Below are 25,936 nucleotides of genomic sequence, written 5' to 3'. Positions count from 1 at the left end.
GCGAGGTATTGTTTTGAGTGCAGGACGCCTGAAGAAAAATGGCCTGGGTATCGTGATGTTGCTGTGTGTCGGTCTGCTGTTAGCAGGGTGTTCCGGGAGCAAGTCGTCTGATACAGGAAGTTATTCCGGCTCCGTGTATACCGTGAAGCGGGGGGATACGCTATACCGTATTTCGCGCGCTACCGGGACCAGCGTGAAAGAGATCGCCCGCCTGAATAATATTTCACCACCCTATACCATTGAAGTAGGGCAAAAACTGAAGGTCAGCGGTGGCGCGAAAACCAGTTCTAACTCTGGCAAAACAACCAAGAAATCCTCAACCAAAACGGCAGCGGTCAGACCGTCTTCGTCCGTACCGCAGTCTTCCTGGCCACCAGTAGGGCAACGTTGCTGGCAGTGGCCTGCCAGCGGTAAGGTGATCCTGCCTTATTCAACCGCGGACGGCGGCAATAAGGGCATTGATATCTCGGCTGCGCGCGGTACACCGATTTATGCCGCCGGCGCCGGGAAGGTGGTTTACGTCGGTAATCAGCTGCGGGGCTATGGTAATCTCATCATGATTAAGCACAGTGAGGACTACATCACTGCGTATGCGCATAATGACACCATGCTGGTGAACAACGGTCAAAACGTGAAGGCCGGGCAGAAAATCGCGACGATGGGCAGCTCGGATGCGAATACGGTGCGGCTGCATTTCCAAATCCGCTATCGGGCGACAGCTATCGATCCACTGCGTTATTTGCCGCCGCAGGGCAGTAAGCCAAAATGCTGACGGTGATTTAATCGCCAGTCAGTCGGTTAGTCCCTTGCCAAGAAGAGCGTAAGGTTTATAATCCCTTACGCACTTCGATGCGGGCGTAGTTCAATGGTAGAACGAGAGCTTCCCAAGCTCTATACGAGGGTTCGATTCCCTTCGCCCGCTCCAAAATTCTCTCCCTGTAGTTAATCCTTAAAAACGTTAGATAGCTACACCGGAATCCGGTGGTAGCGTGCCGTTACCTTCACCCAGATTACGTTGTAGCAATACCGTGTCGAGCCATAGCCCATGTTTGAAGCCAATGTTTTTCAGTGTGCCGATTTGCGTAAATCCGGCCTGCTGATGGACTTTTAACGATCCCTGATTATTGCTGCCGCCGACGATGGCGATCAACTGCCGATAACCGTGCATTTCGGCCCAGTCAATGACATGGCGGAGCAACGCTTTTCCCGCCCCCTGACGCTGTGCCGTCGGGTCAATGTAAATCGAATCTTCGAGGGTATAGCGGTAGGCATAACGCTCGCGATAGCGAGTGAGATAACAATACCCTATGACCTTATCTTCCTGCAGTGCAACAACCCACGGCAGTCCCAGACTGCGGATTTTTTCCAGACGTGCCAGCATCTCTCGGGTATCCGGCGGGTCAGTTTCAAAGCTGCCGGTACCGTGAATAACATGGTGGGCGTAGATATCGCGTATGGCGTGGATGTGCTCTTCTTCTGCGTTAACGATTTTCATTGTTCAGTCCCTGTTGGCGTCTTTGCCCAGATTACCTGAAAGACTGAGGGGAAGGTAAGTGCAAAAAATTATGCTTCTATCAGTTGCTTGTAATGCAAATAGGCTTGCATATTGTAAGGGGAAATAATTGATTGTGGTTGATATTGTCAATAGTACGCAAGGTTGGTAAATATATTAACAGGTAAAGTAATACACAATTATTCACGCACGTATTTGATTGATTTTCCAAATACCAATTATGGTAGGTTTCGAAAAATGATAAATAAAGTTGTTTGATTTCAACGCATTGTTACTGTATCTAATTCTTCTTGCGTCTATACCCTTATTTTAATTTCATTGGCCCTGTTTGAGCCCTAAAAATTAAGTTATATTTTGTTGTTAGCAGAGTGCCTATTATCAGATTTTTCTCTGCTCACCTCTCAAAATAGTTACCATGCAAACAGTTGCGCGGTGTGGCTATGCTAACCAGCAATAGTAAGCATCGTCACATGGCGTCATCGGGCAAACTTTGTTTAAATCCAGAATTCAATCCCAAGAGTATTAGGATAATCTAGTCTAAAATGCTTTTTTGCCTAAGGCTTTTCTTATTACGTAGCCACGAACTACGCAGAGTGATAAAATTCACAAGTTTATGCCTCCTATCCAACGATTAGAGGACGAGGCACAGGTAGTCAATAAGACGAAAGAATTAATAGCTTCATAACCCTATTACGAAATAAGCGGTAGTGCATCTTACATGGTCGGCAACTGTCAGGGATTGACCGTAACTTATTGAAAACGCTTATTTTTACTCTGTTGTAAGATATAAGGGCAGATATGTTCAGTATGCGTCGACATGCCAACTTCATTAAACGTTTTAAGTCTGTAAGCTGTTTATTTACGGCAAGCGTTCTTTTCCCTATGCAAATCTCAGCAGCAGTATCAGATTATGACGCTTTGGTTATTGAAGCGCGAGGTGGTAATAGTGCGCCGCTATTGCACTACCTTGAGGATCAGGGAAAGAAAAGTGCGCTAACGCCAAATCAGGTTGCCGACTGGCTGCAAGTTTCTGGTTGGGTTGAGAACAACGATAAAACTACCATTGAAATCTGGCAGCGGTATCGTGGGCAGATGGATGTGCCTGCGCGCGGCAAAGTCGCCGCTGCACGTGCGTACCGTAACCAGAAAAACTGGAATGATTCATTGGCGGTGTGGGAAAGCGTTTTACAGGAAGAGCCTGATAACGTGGATGTACGCACCGGCTGGATAATGACGTTGGCGGATGCGCGCTACAACCAACAAGCCCTTACTGAAGCGAATAAATGGGCTCAGGCACATCCGGGCGCAGATTCCGACGCGCTACTTGCCTACGTATATCATTCTCAGGGGAAAAACTGGGATGCGCTGTTGGTTGCCAGCCAGGCGGATGATGTTGATCCAGGCAATAAAAATGCAAAATCCACGCTGCTATCTGCGCTGTCGGCGAACCGCGTTTCCGGACCCGCTTTAAATATGGCGGAGGTCGTTCCCACGGCTGATCCAGTGAAGCGCCGTCTTGAGCTTGATGCGGCGGCCGAAATGGTCCGATCCTCTTATACGTCCGCACGTAATGAAGAAGAACGTTTTATCGTAGCGGATAAAGCGTTGGCCCGTTATGACCAACTATTGGCGGCCTGGAAAGATGAGCCGTCTGCGCAGAATGATGTCCGTCGGGCGAGAATTGACCGTATGGGTGCCCTGTTGGTGCGTAAGCGTACTGCCGAAGTGATTGATGAGTATGACTCCCTTTCTGCAAGCGGTGAAGTACCAAACTATGCAAAACGCTGGGTGGCATCAGCATGGTTAAGCGAACGTCAGCCGGAAAAAACCGAAGCGATGCTGGCGAGCATCTTCTACCCGAATGGACCTATCCCGGTGACGCCGCTCAGTCCTGAGGATCAACAAGATCTGTTCTACGCGCACATTGATAATGAAAACTTCGATGCTGCCAAAAAACAAGTCGATGATTTGATCAAAGAGAGTCCGTATCTGCGGCGTATCTATGGCTCGCCAACGCCGCAGCCTAACGATAACTGGCTGCTCGGACAGTCGCTACTGACGCAATATCATATCGCTGCCAATGAACTGCCAGAGGCAGAAAAGCTCGCAGAGCATCTGGCACGAACAGGCTCTGGTAACCAGGGATTGCGCATATCTTATGCCTCTGTGCTTGAAGCGCGTGGATTGCCGCATGCGGCGGAGAAAGAGCTTAAGCTGGCGGAAGTAATTGAGCCAAGCAACCTGGAGCTGGAACGTCAGCAGGCTTACGTTGCACTGGATCTTCAGGAGTGGAAACAGGCAGATGAACTGACGGATGACGTTATTGCCCGTAGCCCGGATGATGAAGCGACGCTGCGCCTCGCGCGTATTCGTGATGTCCACAAAATGTCGGAAGTGCGTATTAGCGGAACGCAGGGGATCTCGTCCGATAGCCCGGTCAGCGGTAAGAATGACTTCAACATCAACACGGCTATTTACAGTCCGCCGATTAATGACAACTGGCGACTGTTTACCGGATTCAACTTCGCTACCGGTGAATTTGAGGAAGGGAAGGGCATCAGCCGCGATCTGGCGGCGGGTGCAGAATGGACTTCCCGTGATTACTGGGCGGAAATGGAAGTGTCTGGCCGAAATTATGGCGATGGGCAGAAGATTGGTGGGCGTCTATCCGGCTGGCATGACTTCAATGACAACTGGCGCGTTGGTGGTTCGGCCGAGCGCCTCTCTCGCAATACCCCGTTGCGCGCGCTGCGTAGTGGCGTGTATGCCAACGGCGGCGATATGTTTGTTCGCTGGTATCAAAACGAACGACGTGAATATCAACTGTCGTTTGCCGCATCACATTTCTCGGACGGTAACGATCGCATCGAATACGGACTCAGCGGAAAAGAGCGCATGTGGACCACGCCACGCTTCACGCTGGACTTTACGCCGGGCATTGGCGGGAGCACCAACACCAAAGAAAATGTGCCGTATTACAACCCGAAGAGTGATTTTTCGGTTGTCCCTGGCCTGAGCGCAGAGCAGGTTCTTTACCGCCACTATGATACCGTCTGGACGCAGCAAGGTCTGGCTGGCGTAGGTGGCTACTGGCAGCAAGGTGAAGATGCAGGCGCTATCGTCCAGGTGGGATACGGGCAACGGCTTAAATGGAACAACGTCGTAGACGGCGGGGTGATGCTGATTTGGGATAAACGCCCCTATGACGGTAAACGTGAGCGGAATATCTCCCTCGCTTTCGATTTAAATGTCAGGTTTTAAGGATTGTTCATGCTGAAAAGATGCCTGTGGCTTAGCGCATTAATCGCTGGCTGGTTGATGATTACCGCGTGCAGCAGCGCGCACAATACAACGCCTCGCTATGTTCCTCCCGGGGAGAGAACACCGCTGACGGCGGATCATCCGTGGCCGAAAAATAGCTTTCTGGTGCTCGGCTACCATGATGTGGAGGATGGTGCAGCCGACCAGCGCTACCTCTCTGTGCGTACCAGCGCGTTGAGCGACCAAATGGCCTGGCTGCGTGATAATGGCTATCAGCCGATCAGCGTGCAGCAAATTCTGGACGCCCATGACGGTAAAATTGTACTGCCGGAAAAAGCGGTATTACTCACCTTTGACGACGGGTATAGCAGTTTTTATACCCGCGTCTGGCCATTGCTGAAAGCCTACAACTGGCCTGCGCTCTGGGCGCCAGTAGGCAGTTGGGTTGATGCGCCAGCCAACAAAAAAGTCGATTTTGGTGGCTTAATGACCGCGCGAGACAAATTCGCCACCTGGAAAATGGTCGAAGAAATGGGGAAATCGCCGTTGGTGGAAGTCGGTGCGCACACCTGGAACTCGCACTTTGGCGCTGAGGCCAACCCGCAGGGGAGTAAAGAGCCCGCTGTGGCGAACCGCCTGTATGATAAGAAAACTGGCACTTACGAAACGGACGAACAGTACACACGACGTATTAACACGGATATCTCTCTGATCACTAACAAGATCAAAGCGGTGACCGGAAAATCGCCGCGTGCGTGGGTATGGCCTTACGGCGCAGCCAACGGTACAACGTTAAACCTGGCCAAAGAGCATGGCTATAAGATGGCCTTTACGCTTAATGAGGGGTTGGCGAATGCCGCGTTTCTCGACGATATTCCGCGCGTGCTGATCTCTGATAACCCATCCCTTAAGCGCTTTGCCAGTCAGGTCGCTCAGGTCCGTGAACCACAGACGATGCGCGTGATGCATGTCGATCTGGATTACGTGTATGACAAAGACCCTGCTCAGCAGAAGCGAAATATCGATAAGCTGATCCAGCGCGTTTATGACATGCGTATTTCTCATGTCTTCCTGCAGGCGTACGCCGATCCGCAGGGCGACGGGAATATTCGCGAGGTCTATTTCCCCAACCGCTGGCTGCCGATGCGTGCCGATCTCTTTAACTATATCTCCTGGCAGTTACAAACGCGGGCTGGGGTGACGGTGTATGCCTGGATGCCGGTTCTGGCTTTCGATCTCGACGCGTCCATTCCACGCGTAACCGCATGGGATCCGAAAACGGGACGCACTGCTATCAATCACGAAAACTATGTTCGTCTCTCGCCCTGGGACAGCGAAGCGCGCAAACGCATCACTGAAATCTATGAAGACCTGGCGAAGCACGCCAGTTTCAAAGGTATTTTGTTCCATGACGATGCTTTCCTGACGGATTTTGAAGATGCGTCACCGGAGGCGTTAGCCGCCTACCGTGCCGCAGGGCTTCCAGGCAGTATCGAGCAAATACGTAATAATCCTCAGGCGTTCGAGCGCTGGACTCGCCTGAAAAGTAAGATGCTTATTGACTTCACCAAACAACTGACCCGGACGGTGCGTAATATTCGCGGTCCACAGGTGCAAACTGCGCGCAATATTTACGCCATGCCGGTACTGGAGCCTGAAAGTGAAGCCTGGTTTGCACAAAACCTGAATGATTTCCTCAATACCTATGACTGGACGGCGCCGATGGCGATGCCATTCATGGAACAAATCCCGGCCAATGATGCCAACGCATGGCTTGACCGACTGGTGAATGCCGTTGCACAAACCCCTGGGGCGCTGGATAAAACCGTGTTTGAACTGCAGGCACGAGACTGGCGTAAATCCGGGGATCAGGCTGAAATCAGCGGAAAACAAATAGCCGAATGGATGCGCCAGCTGAAATTAAGCGGTGCAGGTAACTACGGCTATTACCCGGATGATTTCATCAGCGACAAACCTGAGATGTCAGAGATTCGCTCGACGTTCTCCTCATACTGGTATCCGCAAAAATGACCGATCGCATTATTGCTTTCCTGATACTTTGCCTGATGTTCAGCCTGCCGTTTGGCGTGGCTGTCATCTTTACAGGTGAAGTGATGTTGAACTTCGTCTTCTTCTGGCCTTTGTTCATGTCTGCTTTGTGGATAAGCGGCGGGGTCTATTTCTGGTTTTACCGTGAACGTCACTGGAAATGGGGAGATGACACGCCACCACCAACTCTGCCGGGGAATCCACTGGTTTCCATTCTGATCCCCTGTTTTAACGAAGGGATCAACGCGCGTGAAACCATTGAGGCAGCACTGGCACAGCGATATAAGAATATCGAAGTGATCGCCATCAACGATGGTTCGACGGATGACACTCACGACGTGCTGGAACAACTGGCAGTGGAATACCCCAGCCTACGGGTGATTCATCTGGCTGAAAACCAGGGTAAAGCGCTGGCGCTCAAGACCGGTGCGGCCGCGGCGCGCAGTGATTACCTGGTGTGTATTGATGGCGATGCGTTACTGGATCGTGATGCCGTTGCCTATATTGTGGCTCCGCTGATCCAGTTCCCGCGCGTTGGTGCGGTGACGGGGAACCCGCGTATTCGAACCCGCTCTACGTTAATCGGTCGTGTGCAGGTCGGTGAGTTCTCTTCCATTATCGGCTTAATTAAGCGTACTCAGCGAGTCTATGGGCAGATCTTTACCGTTTCCGGCGTAGTTGCGGCGTTTCGTCGTCGCGCGTTGGCCGAGGTCGGTTACTGGAGCCCGGACATGATCACCGAAGATATCGATATCAGCTGGAAGCTGCAATTGCGCCACTGGTCGGTATTCTTTGAGCCGCGCGCTCTGTGCTGGATCCTGATGCCTGAAACATTAAAAGGGCTATGGAAGCAGCGTTTGCGCTGGGCGCAGGGTGGTGCAGAGGTGTTTATCGTTAACATGCGTCGCCTGTGGTCGTGGGAGTTCCGCCGCATGTGGCCGCTGTTTCTTGAGTTCTGTTTTTCTACCGCCTGGTCGTTTGCCTATGCGATCAGTATCGTGCTGTTCCTGTTAGGGCTGATGATCCCGATGCCGGACTCGCTGTATGTACAGCATCTGTTCCCGCCAGCCTTTACCGGACTTATCCTCGGCGTGGTGTGCTTGCTGCAGTTTGCGGTGAGCCTGATGATTGAACGACGCTATGAAAAAGGCATTGGCGCCTCGTTGTTCTGGATTATCTGGTTCCCGGTGGTGTACTGGATGCTAAGCCTGTTCACCACGCTGGTCGCGTTCCCGAAAGTGATGCTCAAACGCAAACGTGGCAGAGCGCGTTGGGTGAGTCCTGACCGCGGTATTGGGAGGATCGAATCATGAACCAGCCACTGATCTTCACGGAGCGGCGTTTGCTGCCGCGCATCATCGATGTGTTGTTGACGGCCATCGCATGGGTTGGATTTATCTATTTGATCTATAAAGGGCTGATCACAGCCCTGGCGCATTCGCCGTATATGGGGGTGCGACCCTTTTTCACCACGCTGGATACGGTCACGTTTTATATCCTTGTCGCCCTGGTCAACGGCCTGGTGCTGATTGGCTGGGCGAAGTACAACCAGTTTCGTTTTCGGGTCGAACGCCGCAGTCGCAGACCCGGGCTTGAAGACCATGAGCTGGCAGAAAGTTTGCGTATTACCCGGGAGCTAGTTACGGAACTGAACAAGGCGAGGGTGCTGACGGTCCACCATCATGAGAATGGCGAAATCAGTCATATCGATGTGGACAGGGATATTGCCGATAACCGCCTCCCGCCGCCGACGCCTGCGATGCTGGAGTATTTGCCGCCAGAGCCGCAGCCGTCGATACAGAAAAAGCCTGAATGATATTTCTGCTTTCAGCCACTTCCTTCAGCCTCGCATAGGTCTATGATTAGACCCAGACAATAAAAAAATGCGAGGCAATGTCGTGGATAAGGAACTACTGGATGCAGGTTACCGGGCCTATACCGGCGAGAAGATTGACGTCTACTTCAACACGGCGATGTGTCAGCATTCGGGCAATTGCGTGCGGGGAAGCGCGAAGCTGTTTAACCTGAAACGTAAACCGTGGATTATTCCGGATGAAGTGGACGTTGCCACGGTCATCAAGGTCATCGATACCTGTCCGAGCGGTGCGCTGAAATATCGCCAAAAATGAGTGAGGGAAGCATGGAAATTCTTGCAGGCCATAACAAGTTTTATGTCAATGATGCTGAGGGCAACCAGGTTGCCGAGATTGTTTTCGTGCCGACGGGCGAGCATCTGAGCATCATTGAACATACCGATGTCGATCCCAGCCTGAAAGGTCAGGGCGTCGGCAAACAGCTGGTGGCGAAAGTGGTAGAGAAGATGCGCGCTGAAAACCGCAAAGTTATTCCGCTGTGCCCGTTTGCCAAACATGAATTTGATAAAACCCGCGAGTACGACGATATCCGCGCCTGATTATCTTATATGCACTGGAAGGTATAACAGCCATCCGGTGCATCACGCCCGATGCAGTAAATCCTGATAAATCCCCGTCAGTATCCCTTGTGGGCCAAACTCTTTTTTAATCCACTGAGTGACACGACCGGTTGCCGAATGCTGGGTTGCCAAAAGCATTCGTGAATCCTGACGTGGGTTGTGGATCTGCCGTGTCACCAGCAACGACTTTTCCATCGCCTCGCGCACCATATAGTCTGGCAGAAAACCGATTCCCTCCCCCAGGATCTGGCACTGGCACTTGGTATTAAAATCGGGAACCAGAATCGACTCTTGACCGTGTAACAGCCAACCAACCTTCTTGTTGATGGTGTGTGCGGTGTCTTCCACCATGATGTTCGGGTACAGGCGCAGTTGGCTCTCAGAGATGGGTTCAGGCATAAACGCCAGCGGATGATCCGGGGCAATCGCAAATGACCAACGGATCGCGCCGATCTCGGTGTAATCAATTCCGCCGCCGTCCAGTAACGTATCGGGCGCGCCAATGGCGATATTGGCCAGGTTGTTGATGATCGAATCCCAGACGCCGTTATACACCTCGGTGGTGACGGTTATCTGGCAGGTCGGAAACTGCTTTTTGAGCACCTGTAATAGCCGGGCAGTGTGCTGTGGGGTATACAACAGCTGGTTAATGCAGATGCGTACCCGGGCTTCAATGCCCTGAGCGATGGTATCAATGCTGCGCTTGATGGCGTGGAAGTCATTCAGCAGGTCAGTTGCTTTGCGAAAGAGATAGCGCCCGGACTCGGTCAGCTCAATGCTGCGAGTACTGCGGGTAAACAGCACCACGTCGAGACCCATTTCCATGCGCTTGATGGTGTAACTAATTGCCGATGTGGTTAAGCCAAGCTCCTCCGCCGCCTTGCTGAAACTGCTATAGCGGGCAGCCATCGTAAATGCCAGTAGGTTTTCCTCGGTAAATATTGAATTCATCTTTCTCCCCTCCGGCAACAATGCGCATCCGCAACACGATGATTGTTGAATGTATTTGTAATCCTTATACAGAGCAATCAGTTTTGAACAGAATTTAACACTAGTTTTACATTTGGTTTGAAGGCAATCACACTTCTGTATTTTAATTGCAGGCCGCTATCCGTGCAGCATACCGCCTGATTTCCCGGACTACTGATTAGTGGCTAAAAGGGCCACAGCCATAAGGGAAAGATTGCACTACAGCACGTTTTGTCCTCATTGTTAAAATTGATTCAATAATCGATGCGCTAACGATGAATGAAATTTAAGCGGATGTTATTCTCTGCACTCTGTTGCTATTCTCAGGTTATCGGATATTTAAAAAGTCTAAAAAACTGCAGGAGAGCGATTATGTCAGAGAAAGAACTCATTACTGAATTTCTGCTGGCGGCAGAACAGGGCAATGTCGATGGATTAAAATCCTGTCTGGCAAAAAATGTGGATATTAACGCCACCAACCGCCAGGGGCGAACTGCCATTATTATTGCCAGCCTGAATAAACATTATGACTGTGTTTCTTTATTGATTGCTGCGGGTGCCGATATTAATAAACAAGATCAAACTTGTTTTAACCCCTTCCTGATTAGCTGCCTGACGAATGATTTAACGCTGTTGCGTACGGTATTACCAGCTAACCCCGACCTCAATTGCCTGAGCCGTTTTGGCGGCGTCGGTATTACGCCAGCCAGCGAAAAAGGCCATGTCGAGATCGTGCGTGAGCTGCTGCTGCGTACCGATATCAATGTCAACCATACTAATTTTGTTGGCTGGACGCCGCTCCTGGAAGCCATCGTGCTGAATGACGGTGGTGCGAAGCAGCAGGAGATCGTTAAGCTGCTGCTCGACCATGGCGCAAACCCGCACATGACGGATAAATACGGTAAAACCCCGCTGGAACTGGCGCGAGAGAAAGGGTACCACGAAATTGCCGAGCTGCTGATTGCGGCCGGAGCCTGACACAGGAGCGCCATTATCGCTACGCCATTACGGCGATGCGTACGGGCGCTAACCGCAGACGGCGCGTTTCTCACTTTCCGGGGAACGGGACGGGTTGAACAGGTTTTTTCCCACGCGGTAAACCTGTTGATACCCGAACAGCAGCGGATGTTGACGTTACTGAGTGAAGATTGTGATAACGCACCTAACAGCTGTCGGGTGGCGCTGACGCATTGTGAAGACCTGTTTCACCCCGGTGAGCGGGTCAGTTTTAGCGGGTCGGGAATAGTTGTTGGCAATGATAAATGGATAGAAACCGCAGGTTGCCTGCTGTGGCGAATACCACGGTGGACATCTGATGCAGCAAGCCTTGCCGCAGTCGGCTGGCAGCATTGGGAAGAGGTTATCCGCCAACAGCTAAAAAGCGACGACACATTATTTCTGTACCGGGGTGACAATCCGTTTTATCAGGAAATCACCCGTCAATTACTCAACCGCCGACAAACATTACTGACGGCGTTGCGTACAGGAGAAAATATTACTACGGCGGTCAGCCATTTAATTGGTTTGGGGATAGGGCTGACGCCCTCATCGGATGATTATTTAGTAGGTTTAAGCACCATTTTATTTATTCCCGGACATCCGCTGAGGAAATATCGAGACGATTTTTTAGCAGCATTACAACGTGCCGGAAATAATACAACGCTACTCAGCAAAATAACGCTAGAGGAAGCATTTAATCAGCGTTATCGGGAAAGCATCGGACGGCTGCTGAACCAATTTATTACTGAGCAACAACCCGTTTCTACGCAATATATTACTGACATTAAAAATATCGGCTCAAGTTCTGGCTGCGACATGCTGTATGGCATGGCGGATGCCTGCGCCCTGAGCCACAGGTCCGGAGGGAATTATGTCGATCAGGATAGTTGTTAAAAAGAACACGTATTTTGATTCTGTCTCACTGATGTCTATCTCTACGCGCGCAAATAAGCTCGATGGCGTTGAGCAGGCATTCGTGGCTATGGCGACAGAAATGAATAAGGGCGTGCTGAAGAATCTCGGCCTGCTGACGCCTGAGCTGGAAGAGGCGAAAAGTGGCGATCTGATGATTGTCATTAAAGGTGCCAGTGAGGCGGCGAACGACCAGACGCTGGTGGCGATTGACGATCTGTTTACGCATAAAGAGCAGGGTGGCCAGCATGAAGCGCACTATGCCACGCTTGCCAGCGCGAAGAAGCATGTTCCCGACAGCAATCTGGCGGTGATCTCGGTCAATGGCCTGTTTGCCGCGCGTGAAGCGCGTCAGGCGCTGCAAAATAACCTCAATGTGATGCTGTTCTCTGACAACGTCTCTCTTGAGGACGAGCTGGCGCTTAAGCAGCTGGCGCATGAAAAAGGGCTGTTAATGATGGGGCCCGATTGCGGAACCGCCATCATTAACGGTGCGGCGCTGTGTTTTGGCAACGCGGTGCGTCGCGGCAACATCGGAATTATTGGTGCCTCCGGTACCGGCAGCCAGGAGCTGAGCGTACGCATTCACGAATTTGGCGGCGGGATTTCCCAGCTAATTGGCACAGGTGGACGCGATCTGAGTGAAAAGATTGGCGGCCTGATGATGCTTGACGCGATTGGCATGCTGGAGGCCGATCCGCAAACTGAGATCATCACACTTATCTCCAAACCGCCTGCGCCAGCGGTGGCGCACAAGGTGCTGGAACGTGCACGCGCCTGTCATAAGCCCGTGGTGGTGTGTTTCCTCGGACGTGAAGCCGCGCCTGCGGATGAAAAAGGCCTGCAGTTTGCCCGCGGTACTAAAGAGGCGGCGCTGAAAGCGGTACTGCTGACCGGCGTGAAAAAAGAGAGTCTGGATCTGCATCCGCTTAACTGGCCGCTGATTGAAGAGGTTCGCGCCCGTCTGACCCCGCAACAAAAGTACATCCGTGGCTTGTTCTGTGGCGGCACGTTGTGCGATGAGGCGATGTTTGCTGCCATGGAAAAACATGCCGAAGTTTACAGCAACATTCATCCGGATCCGGCGTTCCGCCTGAAAGATCTCAACCGCAGCGTGGCGCATACCTTCCTGGATTTCGGTGATGACGATTTTACCAACGGCAAACCGCACCCGATGATCGATCCCACCAACCGCATTAGTCGTCTGTTACAGGAAGCGCGCGATCCTGAAGTTGGCGTGATCGTGATGGACTTCGTCCTTGGATTTGGATCACATGAAGATCCGGTTGGCGTGATGCTCGATGCGATCGTTGAAGCCAAAGCGATCGCCGCCGCAGACGGTCGTCCGCTTGAGATCCTCGGCTATGTGCTGGGAACCGATCTTGATACGCCGTCGCTGGAAAAACAGTGTCAGATGCTGACCGACGCCGGGGTTATCTGGGCGAGCAGTAGCACCAACACCGGATTGCTGGCGCGTGAATTTATCTGTAAAGGGGAGGAAGCCTGATGAGCCAGACACTGTTTAACCAGCCGCTGAACGTGATTAACGTTGGCATCGCAATGTTCAGCGATGACCTGAAAAAGCAGAACATACCGGTGACCCAGCTCGACTGGACGCCGCCGGGGCAGGGCAACATGCAGGTCGTGGCCGCGCTGGACGAGATTGCCGATTCGCCGCTGGCAGACAAAATCGCGGCCGCTAACCAGCAGGCGCTGGAACGTATTATCCAGTCGCATCCGGTGCTGATTGGCTATGACCAGGCGATCAACGTCGTGCCGGGCATGACCCGTAACACCATCCTGCACGCCGGGCCGCCAATCCGCTGGGAAAAAATGTGCGGCGCAATGAAGGGGGCGGTAACCGGGGCGCTGGTCTTTGAAGGGCTGGCGAAAGATCTGGATGAAGCCGCGGAACTGGCCGCCTCGGGTGAAATCATCTTCTCTCCGTGCCACGAGCATGACTGTGTCGGCTCGATGGCGGGCGTGACATCGGCATCGATGTTTATGCACATCGTCGAGAACAAAACCTATGGCAACCGCGCATATACCAATATGAGCGAGCAGATGGCGAAGATCCTGCGCATGGGCGCGAACGATCAGAGCGTTATCGATCGTTTGCACTGGATGCGCGATGTGCTGGGACCGATGCTGCGCGATGCTATGAAGCTGGCGGGCGAAATCGATCTGCGCCTGATGCTGGCGCAGGCGCTGCACATGGGTGATGAGTGCCATAACCGCAACAACGCCGGGACGGCGCTGCTGATTCAGGCGCTGACGCCGTGGATTATTCAGACCGGTTATCCGGTTGAGCAGCAACGTGAGGTGTTCGAGTTCGTCCTTAGTAGTGATTACTTCTCCGGACCGACCTGGATGGCGATGTGTAAAGCCGCAATGGACGCTGCGCACGGTATTGAATACAGCACCGTGGTGACGACGATGGCGCGCAACGGCGTTGAGTTCGGTCTGCGCATTAGCGGTTTACCGGGCCAGTGGTTTACCGGTCCGGCGCAGCAGGTGATTGGGCCGATGTTTGCGGGCTATAAGCCGGAAGATTCCGGACGTGATATCGGCGATAGCGCAATCACCGAAACCTACGGCATTGGCGGTTTCGCTATGGCGACGGCACCGGCCATCGTAGCGCTGGTGGGCGGTACGGTCGAAGAGGCCGTTGATTTCTCGCGCCAGATGCGTGAAATCACTCTCGGCGAAAACCCCAACGTCACCATTCCGCTGCTTGGTTTTATGGGCGTACCGACCGCTATCGATATTACGCGCGTAGGCAGCACTGGCATTCTGCCGGTGATCAACACCGCTATTGCGCACAAAGACGCGGGGATCGGCATGATCGGCGCCGGAATAGTTCACCCGCCGTTCGCCTGTTTTGAAAAGGCGATCCTCAACTGGTGCGACCGCTACTGCCAATAACAATAACCGGGGCTAACGCGGTTAGCCCCACAGTAGCGAAGCGAAAAACGTTGCTTACCTGCAGGGCTGGGCGATCTCCGCGATCGCAAACGATGCTTAACCTGTTAAGGATATTCCATGAACAGCATAAAACTAGAATGGAAACGTGGTGACTGGGCGGCTTACTTTGGGCTGATGACCAACAACCTGACTAACCTGCTGACAATGATGGGGCTACTCATTTTTGTCGTCGGGATCCCTACCGAAATTGTCTATGGTCGCATTGCGCCTGCCTTTGGTCTGGCGGTGCTGGTGGCCAGCGTCTGCTACGCCTGGTTTGGCCTGCAGATGGCAAAGCACACCGGGCGTAACGACGTAACGGCGCTGCCGTCCGGACCAAGTGCACCGTCAATCTTCACCGTGACCTTCCTGGTGCTGATGCCGGTTTATCAGCAAACCAAAGATGCCAACTTCGCTATCCAGATAGCCCTGGTGTGGTGCTTTGTCGAAGCGTTGATCCTGGTCGGTGGCTCCTTCCTGGGCGAGACCATCCGCAAGATGATCCCACGTACGGTACTGCTTTCTTGTCTGTCCGGCCTGGGGCTGTTGCTGCTGGCGATGAACCCGATGCTGCAGGCATTCGAAGCGCCGACCGTCTCTTTCATCGTCCTGTTGCTGATCTTCATTAACTGGTTCGGTAAGAAGCCGATTTTTGCTCGTATTCCTACCGGTTTGCTGCTGCTGATTGCCGGTACGGCCCTGGCATGGATCTCCGGTTTACAAAGCCCGGAAGCCATTAAAGCGTCGATGTCTTCCTTTGGCTTCAACCCGCCGGAAATTCATGTCGACAGCTTCCTGCAAGGTTTACCGCACGCACTACCGTATCTGGCTTCTGCAGTTCCTTTGGGACTGGCGAACTATATTTTTGACCTTGAGAACATTGAAAGTGCGCACGCGGCGGGCGATGAGTACAACACCCGTAAGGTCATGATGGCGAACGGCTTTGCTTCCATGCTCGGCTGCATGCTGGGTAACCCGTTCCCGGTGACCGTATATGTTGGGCATGCGGGCTGGAAAGCGATGGGCGCCAGCATCGGCTATACCCTCGCTTCAGGCATCACCATGTTCCTGGTGCCGCTGTTTGGGCTGGGGGCGTTTATGCTCGCCATTATTCCGATGACCGCGATAGTGCCGATTCTGGTGTTTATCGGCGTGGTGACCGCCAACCAGGTGGTGCGAGAAACGCCCAAAGTCGAGGTTCCCGTCATCTTCATCTGTCTTTTCCCGTGGATTGCCAACTGGGCATTGACCATCGTCAACAGCGTGATGGGCGCTGCCGGAACATCCGCGGGGAAACTGGGTAGCGACTTGCTGCACAGCAAAGGTGTCTATTACGACGGACTGGTGCATCTGGGAAGCGGCGCACCGCTGGCCAGCATGCTGTGGGGCTGCGTCGCTATCTTCGCCATTATGAACAAGCCGCTGCGCGGCGCGATTGCCGCAGCCTTTGGCGCGCTGTTATCGCTGTTTGGCGTGATTCACTCCCCTGCGGTTGGCTTTGCGGAAGGCAGCTCGATGATGTTTGTTGTGGCCTACCTGATGATGAGCGGCATGTTTGTCCTCAAGCATGTTCTTGATAGCCGTGAAGCGGTGACTGCGCCTGAGCAGGAACCGACGAAAACGACCTGAATTGCCTGCAAGCGGAAGATAACACTATGAAAGAACTTGTGGTCGTTGCCATTGGCGGCAACAGCATTATCAAAGATAACGCCAGCCAGTCGATTGAACACCAGGCTGAAGCGGTGAAAGCGGTAGCGGATACGGTGCTGGAGATGCTGGCATCGGACTACAACATTGTGCTGACGCACGGTAACGGGCCACAGGTAGGGCTGGATCTGCGGCGTGCGGAAATCGCGCACGAGCGTGAAGGGCTGCCGCTTACCCCGCTGGCAAACTGCGTTGCCGATACGCAGGGCGGTATCGGCTATCTGATCCAACAGGCGCTGAATAACCGCCTGGCGCGGCGCGGTGAGCAGAAGGCAGTTACGGTAGTAACGCAAGTGGAGGTCGACAAAAACGATCCGGGCTTCGCTAATCCGACCAAGCCCATCGGGGCGTTCTTTAGCGAAGCGCAGCGTGATGAACTGCAGCGGGTCAATCCGGGCTGGCGCTTTGTTGAGGATTCGGGGCGCGGCTACCGTCGGGTAGTCGCCTCTCCACAACCGAAGCGCATTGTCGAGGCGGAGGCGATCAAAACGCTGACCCAGCAAGGCTTTGTGGTTATTGGCGCGGGCGGCGGCGGGATCCCGGTGGTGCGTAGCGATCAAGGGGATTACCAGAGCGTGGACGCGGTGATTGATAAAGATCTCTCCACGGCGCTACTGGCGCAGGAGATCCGCGCCGACATTTTGGTGATCACCACCGGCGTCGAGCAGGTCTGTATTCATTTTGGCAAACCCAACCAGCAGGCGCTGGATACGGTGGATGTTGCAACGATGACCCGTTACATGCAGGAGGGACATTTCCCGCCTGGCAGCATGTTACCCAAAATCGTTGCCAGCCTGGCGTTTCTGGAGCGTGGCGGTAAACGAGTGATCATCACCACGCCGGAATGCCTGCCTGCCGCACTGCGCGGCGAAACGGGCACCCATATTGTCCATTCCTGAGAGGAGACGTGAATGAAGGAAAGTAACAGCCGCCGTGAATTTTTAAGCCAGAGCGGAAAAATGGTGACCGCTGCCGCGCTGTTTGGCGCGGTCGCTCCGGTCGCGTATGCTGCTAATCCTGTCGGGAACACCTGCGGGTCGAAGAGCACAATGACGATTAACGATAAACACTATTACCTGGATAACGTCCTGCTGGAAGCGGGCTTTGATTACGAAAATTCGGTGGTGGTGCACACCCGTACCGCGCTGCAAACCGTTGAAATCCAGGACGGAAAAATCGTTGCGCTGCGCGAGAATAAGCAGCATCCGGATGCGACGCTGCCCCACTATGATGCGGGTGGAAAGCTGATGCTGCCCGCCATGCGCGACATGCACATCCATCTGGATAAAACCTTTTACGGCGGTCCCTGGCGTTCGCTGAACCGCCCGGCTGGCACCACTATTCAGGATATGATCCGCCTGGAACAAAAGCTGCTGCCTGAACTCCAGCCTTATACGCAGGAGCGCGCAGAAAAGCTGATCGATCTGCTGCAATCAAAAGGCACCTCGATCGCCCGCAGCCACTGCAACATAGAACCGGTTTCCGGGCTGAAAAACCTCGAAAACCTGCAGGCGGTACTGGCGCGTCGTCAGCCGGGTTTTGCCTGTGAAATCGTGGCATTTCCGCAGCATGGCCTGCTGTTATCAAAATCTGAACCGCTGATGCGCGAAGCGATGCAGGCGGGAGCGCATTACGTCGGCGGTCTGGACCCAACCAGCGTCGATGGGGCGATGGAAAAATCCCTCGACACCATGTTCCAGATTGCGCTGGATTACGATAAAGGCGTAGATATCCATCTGCATGAAACCAGTCCGGCAGGCGTGGCGGCGGTGAATTACATGGTGGAAACGGTGGAGAAAACGCCGCAGTTAAAGGGCAAACTGACCATCAGCCACGCGTTTGCACTGGCAACGTTGAACGAACAGCAGGTAGACACGTTGGCGGGCCGCATGGCGACGCAGCAGATTACCATTGCCTCGACGGTGCCGATCGGTACCTTGCACATGCCGCTCAAGCAGCTGCGCGATAAAGGCGTGGAAGTGATTACCGGAACCGACAGCGTAATTGATCACTGGTCGCCGTACGGGCTGGGCGACATGCTGGAAAAGGCAAATCTGTACGCGCAGCTCTATATTCGCCCCAACGAACTCAACCTGTCGCGGGCGTTGTTCCTCGCCACCGGCGATGTGTTGCCGCTTAACGAAAAAGGTGAGCGCGTTTGGCCGAAAGCGCAGGATGAAGCCAGCTTTGTGCTGGTGGATGCCTCCTGTTCGGCGGAAGCGGTCGCGCGAATTTCCCCACGCACCGCGACCTTCCATAAAGGGCAACTGGTGTGGGGCAATGTCGAAAGCTAGCCTGGTTTTACGCGCAGCGGCAATCGCTGCTGCGCTCTCTTAGTGTTAACCGACGATCCCCATATAGCCGTGAATCCCCATATATAAGCCGACCATAGCAATGAGCACACTGGAAAAATAGGGTGCTTTGCGTGCAATCGTGTTAAATCCGCTCCAGCGTTTGGCCGCCTGCTGCACGCTGATTGCCGCTCCCACGCCCACCGTTACCAGCGTCAGTGCCAGCCCGAGGCTAAAGCACAGCACCATGGTGGCACCCAGCGTGAAGGCTTTGAGCTGGATGCAAATCAGCAGCACCGTAATGGCGGCTGGACACGGGATTAACCCGCCGGTCAGACCGAACAATAATATTTGGCCGTTGGTGACCTCTTTGCCCGCAAAGCGGCGCTGAATATCGGTGGCATGCGCCCGTTCGTGGGCATCCTGATACTCTTTCGATCCTTCGGTGAGTCCTGCCAGTGCGGCATGGTCGTGATTATGCTCGTGTTCGTGATGATGATGGTGATGATCGTCATCGTGGTCATGATGATGGTCGTCATGATCATGGTGGTGGTGATGCCCGTGATCGTGGTCGTGATGCGTCTGGGCCAGCCAGTTCTGCTCTCCCTGCCAGGTTCGCCAGAACATCCAGAATGCGGTCCCGAGAATAATTATCGCCGAGACAAATTGCAGCCAGGGCTCAACGGCCTGGGCGGTAAACGCTTTGCTGATATACATGCCACCGAGCGCAATCAACCAAACTACGGCGGTATGCGACAGCGTTGCTGCCAGCCCCAGCATCACCGCCTGTTTGATGGTCCCCTTAATGGCAATAATAAAGGCCGCCATCATCGTCTTGGAATGCCCCGGCTCCAGGCCGTGTAACACACCCAGTAGAATCGCGCTGGGAATGAAAAACCAGGCGTTGCCTTGCTGAAGAAGCGTAGAAAACTCACCCATGAGAATGATTCTTAGTTGTTTAGTTTCGTCTGATTCTACTCCCCCCCAGTATCAAATACTACCCCCCAGTAGAATGTCGATGGTATTGTCCCTACAGCCAGACGTTAAAAAGGTAAAGTTATGTCACATACGATCCGCGACAAACAAAAGCTGAAAGCCCGAACCAGCAAGATTCAGGGGCAGGTAGCGGCGTTGAAAACCATGCTGGATGAACCGCATGAATGCGCGGCGGTATTGCAGCAAATAGCGGCGATCCGCGGGGCAGTAAACGGATTAATGCGTGAAGTGATTAAAGGTCATCTGACCGAGCACATTGTGCATCAGGGCGATGAAATTAAGCGCGAAGAGGATTTGGATGTGGTCCTGAAAGTGCTGGATTCGTACATCAAATAAGTCAGTTTAACGGCTCATCCGCTTACTGGAATGAGCCGTTAAACAACACGTTTTAGCCAAAAAACATCACAGATACGCACAGCAGACCGACAATCAGGGTGATCAGATTACCCACTGAACGGTACGGCTTCAGCGCCGGGATCAGATAGGTAGACAATGTCGGCATGATAAACAGAATCATGGCAATCAGCGGGCCGCTTATCGCGTAAATCATTGAAATGGCATTAGGATTAATGCAGCAGATGATAAACGTGATAGCCGAGACCAGCATGATGGACAGAGCGCGGTTAAAGGCCCGGCTTTTCTTCACACCCACCTGATGCAACGACGTTTTTACTACCTCCGTTGCCCCTTCAATCACGCCAAAGTAGGTGCCGAGGAACGATTTTGACATCGCTACGACGGCAACGATGATCCCGGAAATCGACAGCCATGCCGGCGCGTTTGGCATCATCGACAGCGCGGAAAGAATCGTCACGCCTTCATTTTTCGCGTCTTCGATATAGTTTGTCGGAATCGAAAGCAAACAGCTGAAGACGAAAAACAGTACGCTCAGGCAGATGATGACGTAGGCTACCTTCATGATTTTTTTGCATTTACCCATGGCCTGCTCGCCGTATTTCTCTCGTCTGTCGATGGCGAACGTAGAGATAATTGGCGTATGGCTAAAAGCGAAAACCATCACGGGAATAGATATCCAAACCTGATGAAGCGTGTGCTGATCGAAAGACATCTGGCCGGTGAGTAGCGTTGGCTGCCAGCTTCCGGTCAGGTAGAGCGAAAGGAACAAAAAGTACGCGATGAGCGGGAACACCAAAAAGCCCATGACCCGAATAGTGGCTTGTCGGCCCATCAGAAAAATCAGGTTCAGCACCAGCACCACGCCAAAGCTGACCAGCATGCGGATCCGCAGATCGATAGTGATATGTTTTGCCAGCTGTTCAGTGAGTGAATTGGTTATCGCTACGGCGTAGATCAGCACCACCACAAAGAAGGCAATAAAATAGAGGGTGGTGATCAGGCTGCCAATCTTCTTGCCGTAGTAGTGGGTAACCGCGCCAGTGATCCCTTCACCAGCCGACGTTTTTGAGGACAGGATAAACTGGCATAGCGCCTTGTGCGGCCAGTAGGTTAAAGGCCAGGCGACGAGAGCGGTGATAAACAATACCACCGCGCCTGCAGAACCCAGCTGTATGGGGAGGAAGAGGGTTCCTGCGCCGACGGCAGTCCCATATAGTGCGAAGCTCCAGAGAGTCTCTTCTTTTGACCAAAATTTCGACATTATTTGAACGTATCAACTATAAAATAAACAAAAAGAAGCGCAATTTACCACAAATGGCAGGGGCTGGGGGAGATGTGAACAAGCGGGCGAGTGAATGGGACAATAGCCGGAACCGAGAATATTCCGACTATTATTTTAATTATCAGGCAGTAACGCGCTGCTGGCGGCGCTTCATAACGCGCTCGCGTAACGTGTCATAAGCCCAGTTATAGAACATGGTGTACGGCAGGAAGAACAGGAAAAAACCTATTTCCAGCGTGAATGCCTGAACCAGGCTGACGTTTAGCACATACGCCACGATGCTCACCCCGATCACAATAAAACCGCTCTCAAAACCTAAGGCGTGAAATGCTCGCACTTTCGCCGTACGTTTTACCAGGTGCGACGGCCACAGACGGTCAAACAGGGCGTTATAAATGATATTCCAGATCATCGCTGTAGTGGCGAGAAGAATGGTCAGTCCGCCCATTTCCAGCACCGAGCGCTGCATCAACCATGCGGTGGTCGGTGCGAGGATCGCGGTGGCAATGCCTTCAAAGCAGACGGCATGAAAAATACGCTCAACTAACGAGCGGCGTTGGACAGTATCGTGTTGCATAACCTAAAACCTTCTTTGATGCCCGGATAACGGAATGGTGGCAATTTTATCGTTTTATGTGATATCTAAAAGATAGTATCCATCGATAAAGTAGATAGCTCATGCGTTATTCTCCTGAAGCATTAACGGCATTTGTGGAGACCGTTTCCTGCGGTTCATTTTCTGCGGCGGCCCGGCGGCTGCGTAAAAGCCAGTCCACTATCAGTACGGCCATTGCGCATCTGGAAGCCGATCTTGGTTTTGCACTGTTTGACCGCTCATCCCGCCAGCCAACGCTGACCGAAGAAGGTAAGCGGGTGTTGGGTTATGTGCAGGCTATTCTGACGGCCAGCGAACGTCTCGATGAGGCGGCGATCTCGCTGTCGGGTGAAACTGAGGCGCGTCTGACCTTTGTGCTGTCTGACACGCTGCATCCGGATGTGCTGGAAGAGTTGATGGTGCAGTTTGATCGCAAGTTTCCCCATACCGAGTTTGAATGCCTGATTGGCGAAGATGAAGACGTGATCGATCTGCTGCAAAAAGGACGCGCACAGGTGGGGTTGATCGAAGCGCGGGAAGATTACCCGACCGACATGGGTGTTACGCGTCTGCCGATGCAAACCTGGATGGGATTATACGTTGCAGCGTCGCATCCGCTCGCGGCTCAAGAAAAACTGCAGTGGGAGCAACTCCACACCTGGCGCGAGCTGCGTCTGAATACCTATCTGGAAAGCGGCACCAACGTGGCGCGCGGTCCCGTCTGGTCTGCTCCTAACTATCTGTTATTGCTGAGTATGGCTGTTCAGGGATTTGGCTGGTGCGCGCTCCCTTGTGCGTTGGTGGAGGAGTTTGCGGCAGAAAAACCACTGGTTCAATTACAACTGCCCGGCTGGCCAAAGGCTATCTCGATCGATCTGTTGTGGAATAAGAAATCACCGCCTGGTGTGGCAGGAAGCTGGTTGCGTGACCATTTGCAGCAGAGTGGCGTTCAGATGACCAATAAGTGATACGAATTTCCTTTGTGATAAAAATCACCGTTTTTAAACAACCTTGATAACTATTTTTAACAATCATCTACTATTGCGGTGTTATTTTGCGCTGAGGTAGTGATGAAAGAGGTTGTGATCGTCGGGGCATTAAGGACACCGATTGGCTGCTTCCAGGGGACGCTGGCGCGCCACTCTGCCGTTGAGTTAGGCAGCATGGTGGTCAAGGCGTTACTGGAACGCACGGGCGTGGACGTTCACGCTGTGGATGAAGTGATCCTCGGACAGGTGCTTACCGCAGGTGCCGGGCAGAACCCTGCACGTCAGTCTGCCATCAATGGTGGGCTACCCAATACCGTTTCCGCCATCACCATTAACGATGTCTGTGGCTCGGGTCTGAAAGCGCTGCATCTGGCGACCCAGGCTATCCAGTGTGGCGAAGCCGACATTGTGATTGCGGGCGGGCAAGAGAATATGAGCCGTGCACCGCATGTCCTTACCGATAGCCGCACTGGCGCACAGCTGGGGAACAGCCAACTGGTCGACAGCCTGGTACATGACGGTCTGTGGGATGCCTTCAACGATTATCACATGGGCGTTACCGCGGAAAACCTGGCGCGAGAATACGGAATCAGCCGCGAATTGCAGGATGCCTACGCGCTGCACTCGCAGCACAAAGCGCGGATGGCAATTGATGCCGGACGCTTTAAAGATGAAATCGTGCCGGTGGTAACACAGCGTAATGGGCAATCGTTCGTGGTGGACACCGACGAACAACCGCGTACCGATGCCAGCGCCGAGGGGCTGGCGCGTCTGGATCCTACCTTTGACAGACTCGGTTCGGTAACGGCGGGTAACGCGTCATCCATCAACGATGGCGCCGCTGCGGTGATGATGATGAGTGAGGCCAAGGCGCAGGAACTGAACTTACCTGTGTTGGCCCGTATTCGCGCCTTTGCCAGCGTCGGGGTCGATCCCGCGCTCATGGGGATTGCGCCAGTGTATGCAACGCGCCGTTGCCTTGAGCGTGTGGGCTGGCAACTGGCTGATGTTGATCTTATCGAAGCTAATGAAGCCTTCGCCGCGCAGGCATTATCCGTTGGGAAAATGCTGGAGTGGGATGAACGGCGGGTAAATGTGAACGGCGGGGCCATTGCGCTCGGTCATCCGATTGGCGCTTCTGGCTGTCGTATTCTGGTTTCGCTGGTACATGAAATGGTGAAGCGTCGGGCGCACAAAGGACTGGCAACGCTGTGTATCGGCGGCGGTCAGGGGGTGGCGCTCGCTATCGAACGAGACTAATTTCCCTTCGATTTCTCTGCTTAAACGCCTTTTCTGATGATTTTCTCCTGCATCTATAAAAAAGCCCTCCAACAGGAGGGCAAGGCCAGTTACAGAAACATACACTCTAAACCCTACCAACATATCAAAACGTTGTTTCATTTCATGTGATTGATAGCGCACTTTGTTAGAAAAGGTGTGTGAATGACGTATGAGCCTGGCTGTATTTTCAATATCTTATCCCTGCCACTAATGATCTGCTTTTTTGTGTTTTTATCTATCTAATTGTTTTAAATGATTTTATTGAAACAAATTTTGCGATTTATATGCGCTAGCGTGATCACACTTACACTTTTGATAATAAGATGCGGAAAAAGTGAAACATCGTTTTAGTTATAATTGAAAACACATTCAGGGAGGGATATCATGAGCGCATAAGATAAAACGGAACAGCGTTTTGCTATTCGTTTAAGCATTCACGGTCAATTTATCACTGGAGGTAAATGTGGACGTAAGACAAAGTATCCATAGTGCGCATGCGAAAACCCTGGACACTCAGGGGCTGCGTAATGAGTTTTTGGTCGAAGAAGTGTTTGTCGCAGATGAATACACCATGGTCTACAGCCACATCGACCGCATCATTGTTGGCGGCATTATGCCAGTGGCCAAAACCGTCTCTGTGGGTGGCGAAGTCGGCAAACAGCTGGGCGTAACCTATTTCCTCGAACGTCGTGAGCTGGGTGTGATCAATATCGGCGGCCCGGGCACGATTACCGTTGACGGCCAGTGCTATGAAATTGGTCATCGCGACGCGCTGTACGTCGGAAAAGGGGCAAAAGAAGTGGTCTTCGCCAGTATTGATGCGGCGAAACCGGCGAAATTTTACTACAACTGCGCGCCGGCACACTCGACTTACCCAACTAAGAAAGTCACGCCTGCAGACGTTGCGCCAGTGACATTGGGCGATAACCTCACCAGCAATCGTCGCACCATCAACAAATACTTTGTGCCGGATGTTCTGGAAACCTGCCAGTTGAGCATGGGTCTGACTGAACTGGCACCGGGTAACCTGTGGAACACCATGCCGTGTCATACCCATGAACGTCGTATGGAAGTCTATTTCTACTTCAATATGGAAGAAGATACCTGCGTCTTCCACATGATGGGTCAGCCTCAGGAAACGCGTCATATTGTGATGCACAACGAGCAGGCGGTGATTTCTCCAAGCTGGTCTATTCACTCCGGTGTCGGCACAAAAGCTTATACGTTCATTTGGGGCATGGTCGGCGAAAACCAGGTCTTTGATGATATGGACCATGTTGCAGTAAAAGATCTGCGCTAGTTGCGGGCGACAGCCGTGCCTGCTGCGGTGGGCATTA

23 protein-coding genes and 1 tRNA gene are annotated in these 25,936 nt (G+C 52.9%); 19 read left to right on the top strand and 5 right to left on the bottom strand.

Translation table 11 applies throughout. The features are described from left to right. Nucleotides 1–13 precede the first annotated feature (13 nt). Both actS and OGX89_RS16190 read left to right on the top strand, forming a co-directional pair. Nucleotides 14–772: an amidase activator ActS gene (actS, locus tag OGX89_RS16195; RefSeq protein ID WP_003825529.1), complete on the top strand. Its 759-nt coding sequence runs from the start codon at nucleotides 14–16 to the stop codon at nucleotides 770–772. A gap of 79 nt (nucleotides 773–851) precedes the next feature. Further along, nucleotides 852–925 (top strand) — tRNA-Gly (locus tag OGX89_RS16190). A gap of 33 nt (nucleotides 926–958) precedes the next feature. On the opposite strand, the gene OGX89_RS16185 is transcribed toward OGX89_RS16190, so the two are convergent. Beyond that, entirely contained in the window at nucleotides 959–1,495 is a 537-nt protein-coding gene (locus tag OGX89_RS16185; RefSeq protein ID WP_126956626.1) for a GNAT family N-acetyltransferase, read from the bottom strand. 816 nt (nucleotides 1,496–2,311) lie between these two features. Here OGX89_RS16185 and pgaA point away from each other — a divergent pair. The 6 genes from pgaA (at nucleotide 2,312) to OGX89_RS16155 (ending at nucleotide 9,236) form a co-directional block, all read left to right on the top strand. Then, nucleotides 2,312–4,774: a poly-beta-1,6 N-acetyl-D-glucosamine export porin PgaA gene (gene pgaA / locus OGX89_RS16180; protein WP_003825533.1), complete on the top strand. Its 2,463-nt coding sequence runs from the start codon at nucleotides 2,312–2,314 to the stop codon at nucleotides 4,772–4,774. Between the two features lie 9 nt (nucleotides 4,775–4,783). Then, entirely contained in the window at nucleotides 4,784–6,805 is a 2,022-nt protein-coding gene (pgaB, locus tag OGX89_RS16175; RefSeq protein WP_003825535.1) for a poly-beta-1,6-N-acetyl-D-glucosamine N-deacetylase PgaB, read from the top strand. Continuing rightward, nucleotides 6,802–8,136, top strand: coding sequence for a poly-beta-1,6-N-acetyl-D-glucosamine synthase (pgaC, locus tag OGX89_RS16170; protein WP_003033859.1), 1,335 nt, complete (start codon nucleotides 6,802–6,804; stop codon nucleotides 8,134–8,136). Before pgaB ends, pgaC begins: the two co-directional genes overlap by 4 nt. Continuing rightward, nucleotides 8,133–8,639, top strand: a complete 507-nt coding sequence (pgaD, locus tag OGX89_RS16165) for a poly-beta-1,6-N-acetyl-D-glucosamine biosynthesis protein PgaD (protein ID WP_003825542.1) — start codon at nucleotides 8,133–8,135, stop codon at nucleotides 8,637–8,639. Before pgaC ends, pgaD begins: the two co-directional genes overlap by 4 nt. Before the next feature lie 82 nt (nucleotides 8,640–8,721). Then, entirely contained in the window at nucleotides 8,722–8,952 is a 231-nt protein-coding gene (gene yjdI / locus OGX89_RS16160; protein WP_003825544.1) for a 4Fe-4S mono-cluster protein YjdI, read from the top strand. 11 nt (nucleotides 8,953–8,963) lie between these two features. Beyond that, nucleotides 8,964–9,236, top strand: a complete 273-nt coding sequence (locus OGX89_RS16155) for a GNAT family N-acetyltransferase (RefSeq protein WP_003033869.1) — start codon at nucleotides 8,964–8,966, stop codon at nucleotides 9,234–9,236. A gap of 42 nt (nucleotides 9,237–9,278) precedes the next feature. Here the strand turns inward: OGX89_RS16155 and OGX89_RS16150 are convergent, their stop codons facing one another. Then, nucleotides 9,279–10,208: a LysR substrate-binding domain-containing protein gene (locus OGX89_RS16150; protein ID WP_003825551.1), complete on the bottom strand. Its 930-nt coding sequence runs from the start codon at nucleotides 10,206–10,208 to the stop codon at nucleotides 9,279–9,281. Nucleotides 10,209–10,598: 390 nt separating this feature from the next. Between OGX89_RS16150 and OGX89_RS16145 the strand changes: the two genes are divergently transcribed. The 7 genes from OGX89_RS16145 to OGX89_RS16115 all read left to right on the top strand — a co-directional run bounded on the left by OGX89_RS16145 (nucleotide 10,599) and on the right by OGX89_RS16115 (nucleotide 19,102). Beyond that, on the top strand, nucleotides 10,599–11,204 hold the full coding sequence (locus OGX89_RS16145; RefSeq protein WP_003825553.1) for an ankyrin repeat domain-containing protein: 606 nt from the start codon (nucleotides 10,599–10,601) through the stop codon (nucleotides 11,202–11,204). Between the two features lie 15 nt (nucleotides 11,205–11,219). Next, complete coding sequence (locus OGX89_RS16140; protein WP_082190868.1) at nucleotides 11,220–12,119, top strand: oxamate carbamoyltransferase subunit AllH family protein; 900 nt, start codon at nucleotides 11,220–11,222, stop codon at nucleotides 12,117–12,119. Beyond that, nucleotides 12,097–13,644: an acyl-CoA synthetase FdrA gene (gene fdrA / locus OGX89_RS16135; RefSeq protein WP_003825557.1), complete on the top strand. Its 1,548-nt coding sequence runs from the start codon at nucleotides 12,097–12,099 to the stop codon at nucleotides 13,642–13,644. The genes OGX89_RS16140 and fdrA overlap by 23 nt, the downstream gene beginning before the upstream one ends. After that, the gene (locus tag OGX89_RS16130; RefSeq protein ID WP_126956628.1) at nucleotides 13,644–15,062 is read left to right on the top strand and encodes a YlbE family protein; all 1,419 of its coding nucleotides are present in this window, start codon (nucleotides 13,644–13,646) and stop codon (nucleotides 15,060–15,062) included. The genes fdrA and OGX89_RS16130 overlap by 1 nt, the downstream gene beginning before the upstream one ends. Before the next feature lie 117 nt (nucleotides 15,063–15,179). Continuing rightward, nucleotides 15,180–16,730: a hypothetical protein gene (locus OGX89_RS16125; RefSeq protein ID WP_003825560.1), complete on the top strand. Its 1,551-nt coding sequence runs from the start codon at nucleotides 15,180–15,182 to the stop codon at nucleotides 16,728–16,730. A 26-nt stretch (nucleotides 16,731–16,756) separates the two neighbouring features. After that, nucleotides 16,757–17,707, top strand: a complete 951-nt coding sequence (locus OGX89_RS16120) for a carbamate kinase family protein (protein WP_103284757.1) — start codon at nucleotides 16,757–16,759, stop codon at nucleotides 17,705–17,707. A gap of 12 nt (nucleotides 17,708–17,719) precedes the next feature. Next, on the top strand, nucleotides 17,720–19,102 hold the full coding sequence (locus OGX89_RS16115) for an amidohydrolase family protein (protein WP_063940928.1): 1,383 nt from the start codon (nucleotides 17,720–17,722) through the stop codon (nucleotides 19,100–19,102). A gap of 45 nt (nucleotides 19,103–19,147) precedes the next feature. On the opposite strand, the gene OGX89_RS16110 is transcribed toward OGX89_RS16115, so the two are convergent. Further along, nucleotides 19,148–20,038 carry a nickel/cobalt efflux protein RcnA gene (locus OGX89_RS16110; protein WP_126956631.1) on the bottom strand — a complete coding sequence of 297 codons (891 nt, stop codon included), beginning with the start codon at nucleotides 20,036–20,038 and terminating at the stop codon, nucleotides 19,148–19,150. A gap of 120 nt (nucleotides 20,039–20,158) precedes the next feature. On the opposite strand from OGX89_RS16110, the gene rcnR reads away from it, so the two are divergent. Then, nucleotides 20,159–20,431 (top strand): Ni(II)/Co(II)-binding transcriptional repressor RcnR, encoded by a 273-nt coding sequence (gene rcnR / locus OGX89_RS16105; protein ID WP_003825567.1) that lies wholly within the window; start codon nucleotides 20,159–20,161, stop codon nucleotides 20,429–20,431. Between the two features lie 52 nt (nucleotides 20,432–20,483). On the opposite strand, the gene OGX89_RS16100 is transcribed toward rcnR, so the two are convergent. Continuing rightward, the gene (locus OGX89_RS16100) at nucleotides 20,484–21,713 is read right to left on the bottom strand and encodes an amino acid permease (RefSeq protein WP_003825569.1); all 1,230 of its coding nucleotides are present in this window, start codon (nucleotides 21,711–21,713) and stop codon (nucleotides 20,484–20,486) included. Nucleotides 21,714–21,855: 142 nt separating this feature from the next. Continuing rightward, nucleotides 21,856–22,311 (bottom strand): multidrug/biocide efflux PACE transporter, encoded by a 456-nt coding sequence (locus tag OGX89_RS16095; RefSeq protein ID WP_008785723.1) that lies wholly within the window; start codon nucleotides 22,309–22,311, stop codon nucleotides 21,856–21,858. A gap of 101 nt (nucleotides 22,312–22,412) precedes the next feature. Here OGX89_RS16095 and OGX89_RS16090 point away from each other — a divergent pair, with 101 nt between their 5' ends. The 3 genes from OGX89_RS16090 to kduI all read left to right on the top strand — a co-directional run bounded on the left by OGX89_RS16090 (nucleotide 22,413) and on the right by kduI (nucleotide 25,899). After that, a complete protein-coding gene (locus tag OGX89_RS16090) occupies nucleotides 22,413–23,297 on the top strand; it encodes a LysR family transcriptional regulator (RefSeq protein ID WP_003825574.1) in 885 nt (294 codons plus the stop codon). Nucleotides 23,298–23,399: 102 nt separating this feature from the next. Continuing rightward, nucleotides 23,400–24,578, top strand: coding sequence for an acetyl-CoA C-acetyltransferase (locus OGX89_RS16085; RefSeq protein ID WP_032944867.1), 1,179 nt, complete (start codon nucleotides 23,400–23,402; stop codon nucleotides 24,576–24,578). Between the two features lie 484 nt (nucleotides 24,579–25,062). Continuing rightward, nucleotides 25,063–25,899: a 5-dehydro-4-deoxy-D-glucuronate isomerase gene (kduI, locus tag OGX89_RS16080; RefSeq protein WP_003825578.1), complete on the top strand. Its 837-nt coding sequence runs from the start codon at nucleotides 25,063–25,065 to the stop codon at nucleotides 25,897–25,899. Nucleotides 25,900–25,936 lie beyond the last annotated feature (37 nt).

Source organism: Citrobacter sp. Cpo103, assembly GCF_030332605.1.
GTDB lineage: Bacteria > Pseudomonadota > Gammaproteobacteria > Enterobacterales > Enterobacteriaceae > Citrobacter > Citrobacter portucalensis.
The sequence above is the reverse complement of the archived record's forward strand: the minus strand, read 5'-3'. Positions and strand labels throughout refer to the sequence as shown.

Excerpts from the sequence above, each read along its gene's own strand:
- OGX89_RS16095 (WP_008785723.1), bottom strand. The coding sequence starts at position 22,311 with ATGCAACACGATACTGTCCAACGCCGCTCGTTAGTTGAGCGTATTTTT.
- OGX89_RS16185 (WP_126956626.1), bottom strand. The coding sequence starts at position 1,495 with ATGAAAATCGTTAACGCAGAAGAAGAGCACATCCACGCCATACGCGAT.
- pgaA (WP_003825533.1), top strand. The coding sequence starts at position 2,312 with ATGTTCAGTATGCGTCGACATGCCAACTTCATTAAACGTTTTAAGTCT.
- pgaB (WP_003825535.1), top strand. The coding sequence starts at position 4,784 with ATGCTGAAAAGATGCCTGTGGCTTAGCGCATTAATCGCTGGCTGGTTG.
- OGX89_RS16090 (WP_003825574.1), top strand. The coding sequence starts at position 22,413 with ATGCGTTATTCTCCTGAAGCATTAACGGCATTTGTGGAGACCGTTTCC.
- OGX89_RS16110 (WP_126956631.1), bottom strand. The coding sequence starts at position 20,038 with ATGGGTGAGTTTTCTACGCTTCTTCAGCAAGGCAACGCCTGGTTTTTC.
- OGX89_RS16085 (WP_032944867.1), top strand. The coding sequence starts at position 23,400 with ATGAAAGAGGTTGTGATCGTCGGGGCATTAAGGACACCGATTGGCTGC.
- OGX89_RS16145 (WP_003825553.1), top strand. The coding sequence starts at position 10,599 with ATGTCAGAGAAAGAACTCATTACTGAATTTCTGCTGGCGGCAGAACAG.
- OGX89_RS16125 (WP_003825560.1), top strand. The coding sequence starts at position 15,180 with ATGAACAGCATAAAACTAGAATGGAAACGTGGTGACTGGGCGGCTTAC.
- OGX89_RS16130 (WP_126956628.1), top strand. The coding sequence starts at position 13,644 with ATGAGCCAGACACTGTTTAACCAGCCGCTGAACGTGATTAACGTTGGC.
- OGX89_RS16155 (WP_003033869.1), top strand. The coding sequence starts at position 8,964 with ATGGAAATTCTTGCAGGCCATAACAAGTTTTATGTCAATGATGCTGAG.
- pgaD (WP_003825542.1), top strand. The coding sequence starts at position 8,133 with ATGAACCAGCCACTGATCTTCACGGAGCGGCGTTTGCTGCCGCGCATC.
- OGX89_RS16115 (WP_063940928.1), top strand. The coding sequence starts at position 17,720 with ATGAAGGAAAGTAACAGCCGCCGTGAATTTTTAAGCCAGAGCGGAAAA.
- OGX89_RS16150 (WP_003825551.1), bottom strand. The coding sequence starts at position 10,208 with ATGAATTCAATATTTACCGAGGAAAACCTACTGGCATTTACGATGGCT.
- pgaC (WP_003033859.1), top strand. The coding sequence starts at position 6,802 with ATGACCGATCGCATTATTGCTTTCCTGATACTTTGCCTGATGTTCAGC.
- rcnR (WP_003825567.1), top strand. The coding sequence starts at position 20,159 with ATGTCACATACGATCCGCGACAAACAAAAGCTGAAAGCCCGAACCAGC.
- OGX89_RS16120 (WP_103284757.1), top strand. The coding sequence starts at position 16,757 with ATGAAAGAACTTGTGGTCGTTGCCATTGGCGGCAACAGCATTATCAAA.
- fdrA (WP_003825557.1), top strand. The coding sequence starts at position 12,097 with ATGTCGATCAGGATAGTTGTTAAAAAGAACACGTATTTTGATTCTGTC.
- OGX89_RS16100 (WP_003825569.1), bottom strand. The coding sequence starts at position 21,713 with ATGTCGAAATTTTGGTCAAAAGAAGAGACTCTCTGGAGCTTCGCACTA.